Annotated in this window: 13 protein-coding genes; 5 read left to right on the plus strand and 8 right to left on the minus strand. The window is 73.5% G+C overall.

What is annotated here, in order from left to right; translation table 11 throughout:
• Positions 1 to 35: 35 nt before the first annotated feature.
• Positions 36 to 1241: a macrolide family glycosyltransferase gene (locus OG373_RS15865; RefSeq protein ID WP_405438980.1), complete on the minus strand. Its 1206-nt coding sequence runs from the start codon at positions 1239 to 1241 to the stop codon at positions 36 to 38.
• An 83-nt stretch (positions 1242 to 1324) separates the two neighbouring features.
• On the opposite strand from OG373_RS15865, the gene OG373_RS15870 reads away from it, so the two are divergent.
• Entirely contained in the window at positions 1325 to 1846 is a 522-nt protein-coding gene (locus tag OG373_RS15870; protein ID WP_405438981.1) for a hypothetical protein, read from the plus strand.
• Positions 1843 to 3012, plus strand: a complete 1170-nt coding sequence (locus tag OG373_RS15875) for a beta-ketoacyl synthase N-terminal-like domain-containing protein (protein ID WP_405438982.1) — start codon at positions 1843 to 1845, stop codon at positions 3010 to 3012. Before OG373_RS15870 ends, OG373_RS15875 begins: the two co-directional genes overlap by 4 nt.
• A 70-nt stretch (positions 3013 to 3082) precedes the next feature.
• Here the strand turns inward: OG373_RS15875 and OG373_RS15880 are convergent, their stop codons facing one another.
• The 5 genes from OG373_RS15880 to fabF form a co-directional block, all read right to left on the minus strand.
• Complete coding sequence (locus OG373_RS15880; RefSeq protein ID WP_405438983.1) at positions 3083 to 4597, minus strand: class I adenylate-forming enzyme family protein; 1515 nt, start codon at positions 4595 to 4597, stop codon at positions 3083 to 3085.
• Positions 4594 to 5628 carry an agmatinase gene (gene speB / locus OG373_RS15885; RefSeq protein WP_397738605.1) on the minus strand — a complete coding sequence of 345 codons (1035 nt, stop codon included), beginning with the start codon at positions 5626 to 5628 and terminating at the stop codon, positions 4594 to 4596. The genes OG373_RS15880 and speB overlap by 4 nt, the downstream gene beginning before the upstream one ends.
• A 1-nt stretch (position 5629) precedes the next feature.
• Positions 5630 to 6400, minus strand: a complete 771-nt coding sequence (gene fabI, locus OG373_RS15890; protein ID WP_397738607.1) for an enoyl-ACP reductase FabI — start codon at positions 6398 to 6400, stop codon at positions 5630 to 5632.
• Between the two features lie 282 nt (positions 6401 to 6682).
• Entirely contained in the window at positions 6683 to 9304 is a 2622-nt protein-coding gene (lanKC, locus tag OG373_RS15895) for a class III lanthionine synthetase LanKC (protein WP_405438984.1), read from the minus strand.
• Positions 9301 to 10590 (minus strand): beta-ketoacyl-ACP synthase II, encoded by a 1290-nt coding sequence (fabF, locus tag OG373_RS15900; RefSeq protein WP_405438985.1) that lies wholly within the window; start codon positions 10588 to 10590, stop codon positions 9301 to 9303. Before fabF ends, lanKC begins: the two co-directional genes overlap by 4 nt.
• A gap of 246 nt (positions 10591 to 10836) precedes the next feature.
• On the opposite strand from fabF, the gene OG373_RS15905 reads away from it, so the two are divergent.
• The 3 genes from OG373_RS15905 (at position 10837) to OG373_RS15915 (ending at position 13462) form a co-directional block, all read left to right on the plus strand.
• Entirely contained in the window at positions 10837 to 11787 is a 951-nt protein-coding gene (locus tag OG373_RS15905) for a ribonucleotide-diphosphate reductase subunit beta (protein ID WP_397738614.1), read from the plus strand.
• An 87-nt stretch (positions 11788 to 11874) separates the two neighbouring features.
• Positions 11875 to 12120 carry an acyl carrier protein gene (locus OG373_RS15910; protein WP_030387610.1) on the plus strand — a complete coding sequence of 82 codons (246 nt, stop codon included), beginning with the start codon at positions 11875 to 11877 and terminating at the stop codon, positions 12118 to 12120.
• Positions 12121 to 12235: 115 nt separating this feature from the next.
• The gene (locus OG373_RS15915) at positions 12236 to 13462 is read left to right on the plus strand and encodes a cytochrome P450 (RefSeq protein WP_405438986.1); all 1227 of its coding nucleotides are present in this window, start codon (positions 12236 to 12238) and stop codon (positions 13460 to 13462) included.
• 97 nt (positions 13463 to 13559) lie between these two features.
• Here OG373_RS15915 and OG373_RS15920 read toward each other — a convergent pair whose 3' ends face one another.
• Both OG373_RS15920 and OG373_RS15925 read right to left on the minus strand, forming a co-directional pair.
• Positions 13560 to 15122, minus strand: coding sequence for an MFS transporter (locus tag OG373_RS15920; RefSeq protein WP_405438987.1), 1563 nt, complete (start codon positions 15120 to 15122; stop codon positions 13560 to 13562).
• A complete protein-coding gene (locus OG373_RS15925) occupies positions 15119 to 16021 on the minus strand; it encodes an ACP S-malonyltransferase (protein WP_405438988.1) in 903 nt (300 codons plus the stop codon). The genes OG373_RS15920 and OG373_RS15925 overlap by 4 nt, the downstream gene beginning before the upstream one ends.
• Positions 16022 to 16024 lie beyond the last annotated feature (3 nt).

Below are 16024 nucleotides of genomic sequence, written 5' to 3' on the forward strand. Positions count from 1 at the left end.
GTTGAAGGTGATGGACGGGGTGAGGTGGGTGGTGGTCAGGTGCCGTCCGCCGGTCGGGTGCCGTCCGGTGCGGACGCGACCAGCAGTTCCAGGCGGTCGGCGGCCTCGGGGGCGGCGCCCGCGGAGCGCAGTTCCTCGCGCATCCGTGCGGCGTTGGCGCGGATGCCGGTGTCGTCCATGACGCGTACGAGGGCTTCGCGCAGGGTCTGCGCGGTCAGCCGGTCGCGGTCGAGGCGGACTCCGAGGCCCAGTTGACCGATGCGTTCGGCGACGGCGGTCTGTTCCTGGGTCTGCGGTACGGCCACCATCGGGGTGCCGTGGAGGAAGGCCTCCATGGTGCTGCCCATGCCGCCGTGGGTGACGAACGCGTCGGCGCGGCGCAGGACGGCGAGCTGGGGGACGTGCGGCCGGGCGTCGACGTGGTCCGGCAGCGGGCCGATGGCGCCCGGGTCGATCCCGGGGCCGTAGGCCATGACGACCTGCCAGGGCAGGTCCGCGACGGCCTCGCCGCACATCCGGAAGAACTCGGGCCGGTCGTAGCAGGCGGTGCCCAGCGCGATCAGCAGCACCGGCCGGTGGTCGTCGGCGGGGTGCCAGTCGCCCTGGAAGCCGCGGTCGCCGGCGCAGGGTCCGACGAAGGCGAAGCGGTCGTCGAAGGTCTCCCCGCGGTACTGGAAGGAGCGCGGCAGGAAGACCAGGCGCAGCGGCTCGGTGTGGCCGAGGAAGGCGCCGACGGAGTCGCCGTCCCCGGACAGGCCGTGGGCGGTGAGGAAGCGGGTCAGCTCGCGGACGAATCGCAGGACGCCGGGGTGCAGCGGGTTGTCCGCGAGGAACTCCGCCTCCAGGGAGAAGTGCTCGTTGGAGACGAAGGAGGGCCACATCTCGGCGGCCGGGATCCGCCACTTGGCGGCGAGGGCCCGGCCGGCCCAGGCGATCCCGTCGTAGGCGATGGCGTCGGGCCGGTCGGTGGCCCAGGCCTCGGTCAGCACGGGCAGGGTGGCCTCGGCCTCCCGGAGGAAGTCCGTCGGGGAGATGTCCAGGCCGTCGTCGGTCAGGGCCTCGTCGACCGGGTTGCGGTAGACGACGGGCTCCGCACCGACGGCCCGTACGGTCTCGGCGAACGCCTCGGTGACGGCGTACGAGACGCGGTGGCCCCGGCGCACCAGCTCTTCGACCAGGCCGAGCGTGGGGTTCACATGACCGTGCCACGCGATCCCCACGAATCCGACGTGGAGCGACATGACTCCCCTTTCACCTCGTTGACAAAACTTGACTACCGGCTGAGCATATTCGACAGATCATGACTTGCGGTAGAGGGGTTGGGATGACGACAGGAACCAGACGGCCCGTCGCGGTGCGGTGGCACCGCGCGCTCGCCGGGACCGACGAGGCCCGGGTGGCCGCCGCCCCGGTGCTCGCGGCGGCGCCCACCGTGCACCGCAAGCCGGTGGACGCGGCCGCCGCCGCCCTGGGCGCCGCCTTCGACGCGCTGCCCGGGGAACTGCGGGCGACGGCTCCGCTGTACGTCCTGTGCCGCGACTACGGCAGCTGGGCGGCCCGGCGCTTCGTCGCACGCTGCCACGACCCCGCCCGCCGGCTGCGGCCCTCGGACTCCGTCGGGCTGGAGACCTCCGAGCTCGTGCGCCCGTACCTGACCGCCTCGGAACACCGCGGGGACTGTTACCTGCTGGCGCAGCTCCCGGAGGCCGAAGCGGAGTTCGTCCCGCCGGTCACCGCCGCCCGTCCGGCCGCCGTCGTACTGGACCTGATCGTGTTCCCCGGCGAGGACCCGCGTGACGCGGACCTCCTCGCCCTCGCCACCACCTGGAAGGCCTCCGGCCTGTGAGCGACATCGTCATCAGCGGACTCGGCCTGGTCACCCCTTTCGGCCGGGGCGTGGAGCCGTACTGGCAGGGCCTCCTCGGAGGGCGTTCCGCCCTGCGTGCCGCCCGGCGCTTCACCGCGCCGCTCTACCGGGGGGAACCGGTCGGCGAGGTGCCGTGGGAGCCGGTGCCGGGCGACGCGCCCCGCAAGAGCGCCTACGCCCGGGCCGCGTTCGGGGAGGCGCTGCGCGCGGCCGGTCTGGCGGAGCTGCCGGACGGGGCCGTGGTGCTCGTCGTCGGCCAGGCCCAGGCGCAGGCCCGCCCTCAGGCGCGGGACCGGTTCCGGGCGCAGGACCCGGACGGTCGACCCGTCGCCGAGGAAGGGGAGTTCCTGGGCCCGGAACCGGCGGACGTGCTCGGCTCCGGCGCCGGGTCCGCATCCCCCCGCGTCCTCCACCTCTCGCACGCCTGCGCCTCCGCCGTCTTCGCCGTCGGGTACGCCCGCGAACTGCTGCGCGCGGGCGCCGCGCCCCTCGCCGTCGTGGTGGGCTCCTCGGTGCTCAACCGGTACGAGTACGCCAGCATGGACGTCGTCCGGGCCGTCGGCCGTACCGCCGCCCGGCCCTTCGACGCCGGCCGGGCGGGCATCTCCCTCGGCGAGGGCGGCGGGGCCCTCGTCCTGGAGGACGCCGAACGCGCCCGCGCCCGCGGGGCGTCCGCCGACATCGCCGTCGCGGGCGCGGCCTGCCGGGTCTCCGGCTTCAAGTCCGCGGCCTCCGATGCGGGCCAGGTCGCCCGGTGCATGCGCGACGCCCTCGCCGACGCCGCCGTGGACCGGCTGGACCACGTCCACGCGCACGCGACGGGAACGGGTCAGGGGGACGCGGCGGAACTGACGGCTCTGGAGGCCGTGGCTGCGGAACGCGGCGCCCCCGCCCTGCCCGTCAGCTCGCACAAGGGCGCCATCGGTCACCTGCTGCACATCTCCGGGGCCCCGGCGATCGCCGCGGCCGCCCTGACCCTGCGCACCGGCATCGCCCCGCCCACCGCGGGTCTCCTCGCCCCCGAGCCGACGGAGCGGCTGGTGCTGCCGACGGCCCCGCTGGAGCTGGCGGGCGCCCGGACGGCGGCCGTGAACAGCTTCGGGTTCGGCGGGAACAACGCCTCGCTGGTCCTGCTCCGGCGCTGAACCGAGGGTCGCTCCGCCCGCGGGGGAACGGGCGGAGCGACCGGTACCGGGGGGGGCGTGCGGGCGAGTGTCAGCCGCCCGCACCGACCATCCTGCGCAGCTCCGCCGTGTCGATCTTCCCGTTGGCGCTCAGCGGGAACCGGTCCACCACGTGGACGGCGTTGGGCTGTTCGTACGCGGCCAGGTGCGGGGCCATCCGGCGCCGCCAGTGGGCGGGCGAGGCGCCCTCGGGGTCGGCCACGACGAAGTGCAGCGCCCAGCCGCGCCGCACGTCCTCGACCGGAAGGGCCTTCACCTGGCGGCCGCAGGCCTCCGCCTTGCGCTCCAGGCTCTCCGGGTACAGCGTGAAGCCCGACCGGTGCACGGCCTGGTTGCGGCCCACGACGTGCAGGTTGCCGTCGGCGTCGAAGTGGCCGAGATCGGCCGTCGCGTACCAGGAGTCCTGCGGCACGGGCGCGAGCGTGCCGTCGTCGAGCAGGTGGCCCTCCATCAGGCCGGGCGAGAGCACCTCGATCTCGCCGAGCTCGCCGGGCGCGGCCTTCTCGCCGTCCGGGCGGATCACCCGTACCTCGACGCCGGGCAGCGGCCGCCCGCAGCCGGTGGGCGCGTCGGGCGTGGCCAGGGAGACGTTGCCGAGCTCGGTCAGCCCGTACCCGTCCAGCAGCGGCCGGCCCAGCACCTCTGGGAAGGCGGCGGCGAGCGGCGCGGGCAGCGGTGCGCCGCCGACGCCCCACATGCGTACGCCGCTCAGTGCGGCGCGCAGCTCCGGGCGGCGGCGCACCACGCCGAGCAGGGAGTGGTAGGTGGACGGAGCCGCGTCCACGGCCGTGACCCCGTGGTCGGCGGCCTGCGCGAGGGCCACATCGAGCCGCTGGTAGGGGGTGACGACCAGGGTGCATCGCGCCAGCCACCACAGCAGGACCACGGACAGGCCGTACTGGTGGGAGAAGGGCAGCAGCGGGGCGAGTACGTCGTCCGCGCGGTAGCCCATGGACCGGATGGTGCGGAGGGTGTTGTCGTGCAGGGCGCGCCCGGACTTCACGATCCCCTTGGGGCGGCCGGTCGTTCCCGAGGACCACAGCACCACGGCGTCGGCGCGGGCGAACCAGGCGGCCAGGTCGACCTCGCCGTCCAGCGGGGCGGATCCGGCTCCGCAGCCCGGGTAGCCGAGCACGCCCTCGCCCGGGAAGTCGCCGGCGGAGTCCTCCCGGGTCAGCAGCCAGCGCGCCCGCGCCCGCCGGGCGGCGAACCGTCCGTCGGCGGCGGACTGCCGGTGGTCCACCGGGACCAGGGAGGCGTCCAGGTGCATCAGGGCGAGCAGGGCCACGACGTAGTCGACGGAGTTGTCGCCCTTGACCAGGACCCGGTCGCCCGGGCCGACGCCGCGCCCGCGCAGCTCCCGCGCGGCGGCGAGCACCCGGCGGGTGAGCGCGGGCCCGGTGAGCGTGCCGGCCGCGTCGGCGAGTCCGGGGGCGGCGGGTGCGGCAGCAGAAGAAGCGGCCGAAGCGCGAGAAGCGGGAGCGGCGGCCGCCCGGTCCGGGGGCGCCGTCCGTGCCGTGGGTTCCTCGGTCCTCGTCACGGTCACCGGGGTGCTCCTTCCTGTTCCTGCGTTTCCCGTTCCAGCAGCGGGGTGCGCGGATCCCACCGCGTCCCCAGGGCCCGGTCGCGGCGCCGCCGGGCGATGCCGGAGAGCGCCTCCAGGACGACGCGGTTGCCCAGGTAGGCGGTGATCTCGGCATGGTCGTAGGGCGGAGCCACCTCGACGACCTCGACGCCGACCACCGGAAGCTCGTAGGCGATCCGGCGCACCGCGTCCAGCAGTTCGCGGGAGGTCAGACCACCCGGCTCCGGGGTGCCGGTGCCCGGCGCCTGGCCGGGGTCCACCACGTCCACGTCGACGGACAGGAACACCCCGTCGCAGTCGTCCGTGGCGATGGCGAAGGCCTCGGTGAGACAGGCCGGCAGGCCGCGCGAGGTGATCTCGGACATCTCGTACGAGCGCATGCCCTGGCCCGCCATCCAGCGCAGGGTGTCCGGGCCGGGCCAGTAGCCGCGCAGCCCGATCTGCAGGAAGCGGTCACCTCGTACCGCACCCGACTCGATGAGCTGGCGCATCGGCTTGCCGTGCCCGTACAGCGGGCCGTCCTCCACCTCGCCGGTGTCGGCGTGGGCGTCGAAGTGCAGCATCGCCAGTCGCCCGAAGCCGTGGTGGCGGGCCAGCCCGCGCATGTCGGGGAGGGCGATGGTGTGGTCGCCGCCGAGGACGACCGGGACGGCGCCGAGCGCGGCAGTCATCCGGACCGCCTGCTCGATGTTCTTGATGCTCTGCTCGATGTCGCCGGAGTAGCAGGGGACGTCCCCGGCGTCGTACACCTTCAGTTCCGTGAGCGGGTCCACGCCCATGGCGAGGCTCCGGCGGGCGCCGTTCTGCGGCAGGTAGCAGGCCTGGCGCATGGCGGACGGGCCGAAGCGGGCGCCGGGCCGGTGCGAGGTGCCGCCGTCGAAGGGAGCGCCGAGGATGACCACGTCGGCGTCCTCGGGCGGATCGGACAGGTCGAGCCGCGGGACGCCGAGGAAGGTGATGTCGGGCCCGTGGGCGGATCCCAGGTGGTGCACGTCAGCTCCCGATCATGTGGTGGCCGCCGTCCGCGTGGACGATCTCGCCCGTGGTCGCGGGGAGCCAGTCCGACAGCAGGGCCAGGCAGGTACGGGCGACGGGGTCCGGGTCGGCGGCGTCCCAGCCGAGCGGGGCCCGCGTCGCCCACTCGGCCTCGAAGGCCGGTCCGTCGCCGCCGATGCCGCGGGCGGCCAGGGTGCGCAGGGGTCCGGCCGCGACCAGGTTGACCCTGACGTCGTCGGGGCCGAGCTCGCGTGCGAGATAGCGGCTGCACGCCTCGAGTCCCGCCTTGGCCACGCCCATCCAGTCGTAGCCGGGCCAGGCACGGGAGGCGTCGAAGTCCAGGCCCACGACGGACGCTCCGGGGCGCAGCAGGGGCCGGCAGGCCACCGCGAGGGCCTGGAGCGAGTACGTGGAGGTGTGCAGGGCGGCGGAGACGTCGGTCCAGCCGGCGGTCATGAATCCGCCGTCGAGGCACTCGGCGGGGGCGTGCGCGACCGAGTGGAGCACGCCGTCGACGCCGTCGAGGTGCTCGCCGAGGCGGTCGGCGAGCGTGGCGAGCTGGTCGGGCGCGGTGACGTCGAGTTCCACGACCGGCGGTTCGTGGGGCAGTCGGCGGGCGAGCCGCCGCACCAGCGAGGTGCGTCCGTACGCGGTGAGGACGATGTGCGCGCCCTCCTGCTGGGCGAGGCGTGCCACCGCGTAGGCGATCGAACTCTCGGTGATCACACCGGTGATGACGAGTCTCTTGCCGTCGAGCAGGCCGCTCATCCGGGTCTCTCCCTCAAGGTCCTTCGGGGGCGCCGGTGTCGGTCCGGCGCGCAGAACGCGCGGTGCGCGCGGAAATGGACGAGCTCCGGCGCCCGCCCGGAAGGGCGGGCACCGGAGCTGCTCAGCTCGTTCAGCAGTGGTTGCTGGCGGTGCTGGCGACGCGCGTGGTCTCCTCGGCGGGGACCTCAAGGCCCTGCAGGTCGAGAACGATCGACATGATGTTTCCTCCTCTCCGATGTATCGGGGTCAGTGGACAACCGGTCGGCGGATGCCGTCCGGAGCTCAGGGGGCGTGGTGGTCCACGCCGGTGGGGTGCCGGTCCGTGCGCGGCGCGAGGAAGGGCAGGAAGTCCCGCCGTCCGTCCAGTGCCGCGGTGAGGGCCAGCAGGATGCCGGGGCTGCCGGTGGCCAGGTCCATCGAAAGCCTGCGCAGCTGCTCGCCGGGGAAGGCGAGGTGGCCGCGGTAGGACAGCGCGTGCCAGTGCAGTCGCGACAGGTGCCGTGCCACGGCCGGCCCGGGTGCCGTTCCCGCGTTCCGGGTGCGCAGCGACGCGAGCGTGGCCAGCAGGCCGGCCCGGCCGCCGAACAGGTGCGGCTCGATGGTGAACTCCGGCTCGGCGGCCCGAACCAGGGCCGGGAGCGCCTGCTCCAGCCGGTCGTCCGGGCGGTGGGCGAGGACCTGGTCGGCGACCAGGGCGATCCCCGCGCTGCCCACCTCCAGGTACGGCAGCGACCGGAAGCCGCCGTCCACCTGGAGCGAGCCGTCCTCGGCCGCGGCGCACAGGTCGAGGTCGTGGTGCAGCGCCCGGACCGCCAGGTCGAGGTGGGCCGCGTCCGCCGTGTCCTCGTACAGCCGCAGGAAGAACAGGGCGGGCCCGGACCAGCCGCGCAGCAGCCCGGCCCGGCTGCCCCGGCCGGGGCCGGCGGCGATGCCCGGAGCGGTGCCCAGGGCGATCGCCTGCGCCATCCGGTCGGCGAGGTCCATGGCGCGGCGCAGGTGGTCGCCGCCGGTGCGGGCGGCGTCGAGCAGGTCGAGGCCGATGCCCGCCATGCCGCGCTGCAGGCTCACGTCGCGCAGCGCCGAGGCGGCGGCCGCACTGCGTGCCAGCAGTCCTTCGGCCGCGTCCAGGTGGCCGAACTCCCGCAGGACGTGGGCGACTCCGTGCGCCCCGTCGTAGAGGCCGGGCCGCGAGGACGGCCGCCGGTCCGCGGCCTTCAGCAGCCACTCCTCGTGCTCGGGGAAGCGCCCCGCACCGGAGGTGTGCAGCGCCCACAGGACGCCCGCCGCACCGTGGGCGAGGCCCTGCCCGTCGGTGAGGAACTGCCGTACGTCGCCGGGGAAGAGCCGGTCGGTGCGCTCGGGGGTGGCCGAGAGCAGGACGGCTTCCGTCAGTGACTTCCGTACGGCCGCCCAGTCGGGCCGCGCCTCGTCCAGGTCCACGCTCAGCGGCTCGCGGAGCACGGGCGGCACCCGGTCGCGGGCCTGCTCGCCGGGGGCCAGTTCGCGGCGTACGGCGTCCAGGCTGCCGGCGGGCAGGGCGAACCGCCGCTCGGCGATGTCCACCTGGCGTACGCCGCGTCCCGGGTCGAGCTCGTTCAGCCCGGTGAGCGGGAACAGCAGCCACAGCCGCAGGGCGGCCAGGGCGTGCCGGTCGATGTCGAAGCCGGTGCGTCCGGCTCCGGCGAAACCGGGGTGGCCGAGGCCGAGCCGGTCCGCCTCCTCGACGGGTACGGCGAGTTCGAAGTCGACCAGCGAGACGCGGTCCTCGTCGTCGATGAGGATGTTCGCCGGGTGCAGGTCGCCGAAGATCATGCCGCGTGCGTGCACCTCGGCGACGAGTGCCTCGATGCGGTCGGCCACGGTCTGCGCCCGGCGGGCGTAGGCGGTGAGTTCGCTGTCGGTCGGTCCGGCCTTGGTCAGCGGGTAGTGCCGGGCCAGCCAGCCCTGCAGGGTGTCGCCCTCCAGGTGCTGCACGGCCAGGAAGTGGTGCTCCCACACGACGCGGTGCTCGTACAGGGCGGGGATGCCGGGGATGCCGGCGAGGTGCTCCATGGCCCGGCGCTCCCGCGCCAGCCTGGTCACCGCGTCCCGGCCGCGGCCGTCGAGGCCCGCGTGGGGGCGGCCCTCCTTGAGCACGACCTGGCGTCCTTCGGCGTCCTTCGCCAGGTAGACGCCGCCGCCGTTGGAGAAGTGCAGGGCGCGCTCGACCCGGTACGGGAAGTCCGCGGCGGAGCCGCTCGCCTCGCGGGCCGCCAGCTGCTCGGCCAGGAAGGCGGGCATCCGGACCCAGTCGGGCACCTCGAAGACGGGCCGGCGCCGGTCGGGGACCAGCGTGCCGTCGGGGCGTTCGATCGCCGCGACGGGCGAGCCGTCCTCGTCGGTGCACCAGCGGGCGACGAAGCCGCCGTAGCGGACGTGGAGCGGTCCGGCGCCCCACCGCAGGTCGGTGAGGATGTACGGTCCCGCCTCGCCGTCGAGGAGGGCTCCCAGCTCCTGCAGGGCACGGTGGAGCCGGCCCTCGTCGCTCGGGTAGATCGTCACCAGCTTGCCGCTGGAGGAGCGCGGTGCGTACTTGAGGCTGTGGGTCGTCAGCACGTCGACGCTGCGCAGGAACTTGAACGGCAGCCCCTCGCGGGTGCAGTACTCCCAGGCGGCGTCCACGATGCGGCGGGCGTTGTCCGGCAGACCGGAGATGTGGATCTTCCAGCCCTGCTGCGGCATGACGTGACCGACCGGCGTGTGCACGATCCACACGTCCATCTCGCGGCGTTCCCAGCCCTCGGGCGCCGGGGCCGCGGTGCGGGTGAACCAGGAGCTGTCGGCCTCGTTGTGGCGGCCGGCGATGTCGTAGAAGACGCGGCTGGCCTGGCAGTACTCCTCGGGCTGCGGCCTCGTGCTGGTCATCGCTCTCCTCCCTGGGACCGGTGGTCCTCGGGGTGGGCCCGGAGGACGAGTACGGCGTTGTGCCCGCCGAATCCGAACGAGTTGCTGAGCACCGTGCGGACGGCGTGGGGACGCGCGGTGTGCGGGACGTAGTCCAGCTCCGGGTCCTCGGGGTCGTCGCAGTTGACGGTCGGCGGCACGATGCCGTCGCGGATCGTGCCCACCGCGGCGATCAGTTCGACGGCTCCCGCGGCGCCGATCATGTGACCGGTCATCGACTTGAGCGAGCTGATGGGGACGCGCGGGGCGTGCCGGCCGAACACGGCGCGGATGGACGCGCTCTCGATGCGGTCGTTGAGCTGGGTGCCGGTGCCGTGGGCGGAGATGTGGTCGATCTCCTCGGGCCGCACCCCCGCGTCGTCCAGGGCGTCGGTCATGGCCTGCCGGGCGGCGAGGCCCTCGGGGTGCGGGTGGGTCGAGTGGTACGCGTCGGTGGTCGCGCCGTAGCCCGCCAGTTCGGCCAGGACGGTGGCGCCCCGGCGGCGTGCGTGCTCGGCGGACTCCAGGACGACGATGCCCGCGCCGGCCCCCATGACGAACCCGTCCCGGGCCCGGTCGAAGGGGCGGCTGGCCAGGGCCGGGTCGTCGTCGCGGCGGGACAGGGCGCCCGCGTTGGCGGCGGCGGCCAGGTCGAGCGGGTTGACCGCGTCGTCGGCCCCGCCGGCGATGACGACGTCCGCGTATCCGTGCCGGATCATGCGCAGCGCGTCGCCGATGCAGGTGGCACCGGTCGCGCAGGCGGTGGCGGTGGCGCCGGAGGGGCCCCGTGCGCCGAGCCGGAAGGCGATCTCGCCCGCCGCGCTGTCCAGCGAACCGCTGGAGGCGAGGTACGGGGTCATCCGGCGCCGCCCGTGGTCGCGCAGGTCGTGGATGGCCGACTGCATGAGCTGGCCCGGGCCGTAGCCGGAGCCTACGAGCACGGCGGTACGGGTGGCGAGTTCCTCGCCGATCTCCAGCCCGGCCTGCCGCACCGCCTGGAGGGCGGCGGCGAGAGCGAACTGTGCGTACCGGTCGAGCCGGCGGCCCTGCTTGTTGGGCATGTAGGGCTTCGGGTCGAAGTCCACGACCTCGCCGGCGAACCGGGTCGGAAGGGTGTCGGCGTCGTAGCGGCCGATGGCCCGGATGCCGGTGCGCCCGGCGACGACCGAGGCCCAGAACTCCTCGGTGGTGCACCCGATCGGGGAGACGACGCCGGTGCCGGTGATGACCACGCGGCGATCCGTGGCACGAGCCTGTGTCTGCGTCATGTCCGCCTCCCTTCCTGGTTGCTGTGAGCTTCAACAGCCTTGCGGCGAGGGCTTGTTGGGCCGTTCCGTCGGGCTGATGACCAAACATTGACACACTCTCGACTCGAGAGTCAAGAAACATGACTGAACAAATCTCGGAGGCAGCCCGCCGGCACCCGATCCGCGTTGACGATGGGCCGTGAGTGCTGTTCACTGTCGAATTCATGGATAGTCATGAACTTGACTCAAGAGTCATGGAGAGTTGATATGCCGCGCTGGAGCACCCTGCTGCTCGACGACGCCTCGCTCGCCGAGATGCCGAAACTCCCCTTGAAGGACGTACTTCGGCACGCCGACCTCGTCACCGAACAGCAGCCGCAGCCACAGGCTCTCTACGAGCGCTGGGAGAAGCAGCAGTGGTCGGCCCAGGCGATCGAACTGGGGCCGGACCGCGAGGACTTCGACAAGCGGCTGCCCAAGTCCGCCCGCAGGATGATCGAGGAGTCCATCGCCACCTTCATCATCGGCGAGTACACCGGCCTCGACCTGCTGGGCCCGATCCTGACCGGGGCCCCCGAGGAACGCGACCACCTCTACCTCGGTACGCAGATCGCCGACGAGACGCGCCACACGCAGCTGATGCTGCGGCTGGGCGAGGAGCTCCTCGGTCTGGACCCCGACCCCAAGCGGATGCTGGTGCAGGCGTGGAACATGGTCACGCCGGCCCACCAGGAACTCAGCCGCGTCGAGACCGAGATCATCCGGGAGCTGCAGGAGCACCCCTCGGACTACCGGCGCTGGCTGCGCGCGGTGGCCCTCTTCCACCTGATCACCGAAGGCGTCCTCGCCCTCGTCGGTCAGCGGGCCATCGTGAACTCCCTCCACGGCATTCCGCTGCTCGCCGGACTGAAGGCCGGCTTCACGGCGATGTGCCGCGACGAGTCCCGGCACGTCAGCTTCGGCCTGCACGCGCTGCGCCAGGGGGTGCAGGAGGGCTACGGCGACGACATCCGCGAGGTCATCGAGCTGGGCGCGCCGATCGCCCTCAACATCGAGGAGGGCGGCGAGGCCGACTCGGCCCCGCAGGGGCTGACCATGAAGCAGCTCGGCATCGAGAGCCTGTACCGCCAACTGCGGCTCATCGGCATCGAGAAGAAGTTCGCCGACCACGTCGTCGACCTCTCCATGCTGAAGCCCGTCCCCGAAGAGGACCGCTGAGCCACCGGCCACCGCACCACACCCGCGCCTGCACCCGCACCGGCACCCGCACCCGCACCCGCACCGCATTCAAGAGAGGCAACTGCCATGACGCGTGAAGAAATCATCTCCGGACTCGCCGAGATCCTGAACGAGGTCGCCGACGTCGAACCGGCCGACGTGACCGAGGAGAAGCACTTCATCGACGACCTCGACGTCGACTCCCTCGCCATGGTCGAGGTCATCGTCGCCGCCGAGGAGCGCTTCGGGGTCACCCTCCCCGAGGAGGAGCTCAAGGAGCTCCAGCTCGTGTCCGACATCGTGATCCGCATCGAGAAGCAGCTGGCCGGCTGACCGGCCGGACCCACTTCCCGCTGCCGCTCCGGCCCGGCCCGACGCGGGGCCGGAGCAGCGGATCCACCTACGACCGGACTCGGCCGCACGAGCGAGCCCGGGGCCAGGAGGCACCATGAGCGATCAGGCCCAGGTACGCCGCGCTCTTCGCGCCCTGTTCAGCCCTCACGGCTGCCCCGACCCCTACCCCTTCTACGCGGTGCTCCGCGCGCGGGCCCCCGTGGCCCGGCTGCCCGACGGAACCGTCGTCGTCACCCGCTACGCCGACTGCGACCGCGTGCTGCGCGATCCCCTCTTCCGGGTCGAGGACGACGAATGGATCGCCCGCACCTGGCCCGAGGGACCCGAGCACCTGGCCGTCCACTCGCTCATGGGCGAGATGGTCAACCAGAACTCGCCCCACCACGAGCGGTTGCGCCGCCTGGTCAGCCGGGCCTTCACCCCCCGCCGCGTGGCGGCGCTGCGGCCCGCGGTGGAACGGCTGACCGACCAACTGCTCGACCACCTCGCCGAACGCGCCGCCGCCGGCCCGGTCGACCTGATGGAACACCTGGCCCTGCCGCTGCCCATCACCGTCATCGGCGAACTGCTCGGCATTCCCGAGGAGGACCGCGCCTGGTTCGGCCCGCGCGTGCGGGACATCACCTCGGCCATCGAGAACAACCTCCTCGGCCCCGACCTGGAACGCGCCGACGCGGCCACCGCCGAACTCTGGGACCGGCTGGGCGCACTGGTCGCCGAGCGGCGGGCCGATCCGCGCGAGGACCTGGTCAGCACGCTCATCGCGGTCCGCGAGGCCGACGGCGACCGGCTCACCCGCCGCGAGCTGCTGGCCAACCTCGTCCTGCTCTACTCGGCGGGGTACGAGACGACCAGCAACCTCATCGGCAACGGCATCGCCACCCTCCTCGACCGGCCGGAGCTCCTCGCGCGGCTGCGCGGCGAGGTGGACGACATCGGCGCGTGGGTCGACGAGATGCTGCGCTTCACCCCGCCCATCCAGATCGCCTCGCGCTGGACCGGCGAGGAGATCGAACTGCACGGGGAGCGCATCGAGAAGGGCACCCAGGTCGTGGCCCTGCTCGCGGGGGCGAACCGCGACCCCGAGCGGTACGAGTCCCCCGACACCTTCCTGCCGGGCCGGCCGGTGTCCGGCTCGCTCAGCTTCGGGGCCGGCGCGCACTACTGCCTGGGAGCGGCCCTGGCCAGGACGGAGGCCCAGGTCGTCTTCCCCCGGCTGCTGGCCCGGTTCCCGCACATCGCGCACGCCGGTCCGGCGGAGCCCCGTACGCGCGTCACCTCACTGCGCGGCTACGACCGGCTGCCGCTCGACCTGAAGTGACGCGGTGACGCCCGGAGCGAGACGTGAAGCGACCCCGGACGGCCGCCGGCCCGGGGCGCACCGCCCCGGGCCGGTCACACGCAGCGCCGCGGCGCGCCTACGACGACTTGGCCTTCTTCTCCCGCGGCCAGATGGTGTACGACCAGGACCAGATCGTGTCGATCACCCAGATGGTCAGCCAGATCCGGCCGATCCAGACCAGCGGTCCGCGCTGGTCGTCGGGCACGCTGCCGTCCGTGATCTGCCATACGAGCCAGCTGGAGTCCAGGGCCCACAGGACCAGCTGGCCCAGCGCGAACGCGGCTGTGTGGATGTACCAGTCCCGGCGCTCCTTGCGGGCGTGGGCCTTCGGCCCGAGGGCGGTCTCCGCCGACGGCAGCGCCGGTTCCGGCTTGCTCATGTCCATGTCTTCTCTGTCCTCTCTCACGTGTACGGTCTCCGGCCCGGCCCCGGTCGTGGCCGGGGCCGGCGTTCCGGACTTCTTCTTCTCCTCCGGCAGGCGCAGGGTGCGGACCGCGTACGGGACCACGAGCGCCCCCACGACCGAGGTGGCCGCGGCCGCCACGCAGGCGGCGACCCAGCCGAGCTCCTCGTAGAGCACGCCCATCACCAGCGGGCCGGCCACCACACCGGCCAGCCGGGCGCTCTCGTAGAGGCCCATGCCCCGGCCGATCCGCCCGCCGGACGCGGCGGCCACCGTCGCCTGCTCGACCGGGATCTGCGCCGCGAAACAGGCGGCGGCCACGGTCCAGAACGCGGCGATCGCCAGCGGTGTGGAGACCACCGCGAGCCCCGCGGCGAACAGTGCGCTCGCCGCGAACGAGACCACCATGGTCGGCGTACGGCCCAGCCGGTCGGTCAGGTGGTGCGTGTGCTCCGGCAGCAGGACGAACACCACGAAGCCGGGGGCGAAGACCAGCGCGATCTCGTTCGGGGACAGCTCCAGGTCGCCCTGGAGCCTGAGCAGCAGGAGCATCCACAGCCCGGCCTCGGCCGCTGCCGTCACCGCGGACACCACCATCAGCGGCAGCAGCCGGCGCCCCGCCGCCCCGAGCCGGTCCCCGCGGTCCGCTGCGGCGGTGCGGGTCCCTTCCGCACGGGGCCCGCGCAGCAGCGAGGCCGCCGCCACCACGCAGGCGGCGCTGCCCAGCCAGAACAGCAGTGCGTAGCCGCCGCGTTCCAGCAACGAGAACGCCACGAGGTAGCCGATGAAGGCCCCTTGGCCCTCCGCCGACAGCAACTTGCCGTAGGCGGAGGTGCCGTCGCCGTCCTGCGAGCGCTGCCCGGTCCAGGCCCGTAGCGCGACCCAGAACAGGGCCCCGCCCGCGCCGCCCAGGCCGGCCGCGACGAAGGCCACCACCAGCGAGTCGGCGAGCGCGTACCCCGCGAACGACAGGGCGTACAGGCCCGCACCGGCCGCGGCCACCCGCCGCTGGTCGAAGCGGTCGGCCAGCTCTCCGGCCAGCGGACGCACGATCAGCGACAGCACCGCCTCGAAGGCGATGAGGGCGCCGACCGCGGCGGCCCCGGCGTGCAGCGTGGACCCCGCCCACAGCGGCAGCAGGAAGTCGAGCACCTCCGCCGGGGCGCTCGCGAACAGCGCGGCCGACAGGACCCGGCGCCCGGCCGGGTCCGTCGGCGTCCTCGTCCCGGCGCTCACGGTTCGAGCGCCGTCTTCGGGGTGATCACCCGGGTGGGGATGGACTTGTTGGTGATCCGGGCGAACATGTTGCGCGGCCCCGGTATCCACACCTCGTCGACCGCCGCGGTCTGCAGTCCGCGCAGGATGGTCTGCCAGTGGACGGGGGTGGTCCAGCCGTCCAGCAGGTCCTGCTTGATCTCCTCGGGGTCGGTCAGCAGCCGTCCGTCCACATCGGACACGACGGGTATCCCCGGGGCGCTCCACGGCACGGTGCCGTAGACCTCGTCGTGCAGGCGCGCGCGCAGGCCGGAGACGGCGGAGCAGTGCTCGGCCCGGTTCATCGTGTAGAAGGGGAAACCGCCCTCCTCGCGGACCCGTTGCTCGAAGCGCTCCAGGGAGCGCAGCGACGCGGACACCGCGTGGACCTCCTCGTCGAGGACGACCGACAGCTCGATCCACTCGCCGCGTGCGCGCGTCTCCTCGACCAGCCGCTGCACCGTGTCGTGCGGGAGCCGGTAGAAGAAGTGGCAGCCCAGCGGCTCCTGGAGCGAGTCGAAGTAGTCCGTCTCCACGGCGACGCTGCGCCGGATCAGCTCCAGCGCGTCCGGGTAGGTCAGGGCTCCGGCCCAGACGGCGGCCATGAAGGCGCCGAAGCTCTGTCCGCCGCAGACGGCGGGCCGGCCGCCGTGGCGGTCCTGCGCGCAGTCGGCGAGGGCGAGCGTGAGCGCCATGAAGCCGGTCTCGAACACCTCCCAGTCGTAGATCGACGCCTCGCGGTAGGCATCGGCCAGGGAGTAGCCCAACACCTCGTCGGCTTCGGCGAATCTGCGTCTGGCGTGGCCGTTCGTGGTGACGAACTCGCTGATCGCGTCGAATCGGGTGGGAATGAGCCCGGGGAAGAAGAGCGCTACGGCCATTGC

This window comes from Streptomyces avidinii, from assembly GCF_045161815.1.
GTDB lineage: Bacteria > Actinomycetota > Actinomycetes > Streptomycetales > Streptomycetaceae > Streptomyces > Streptomyces avidinii.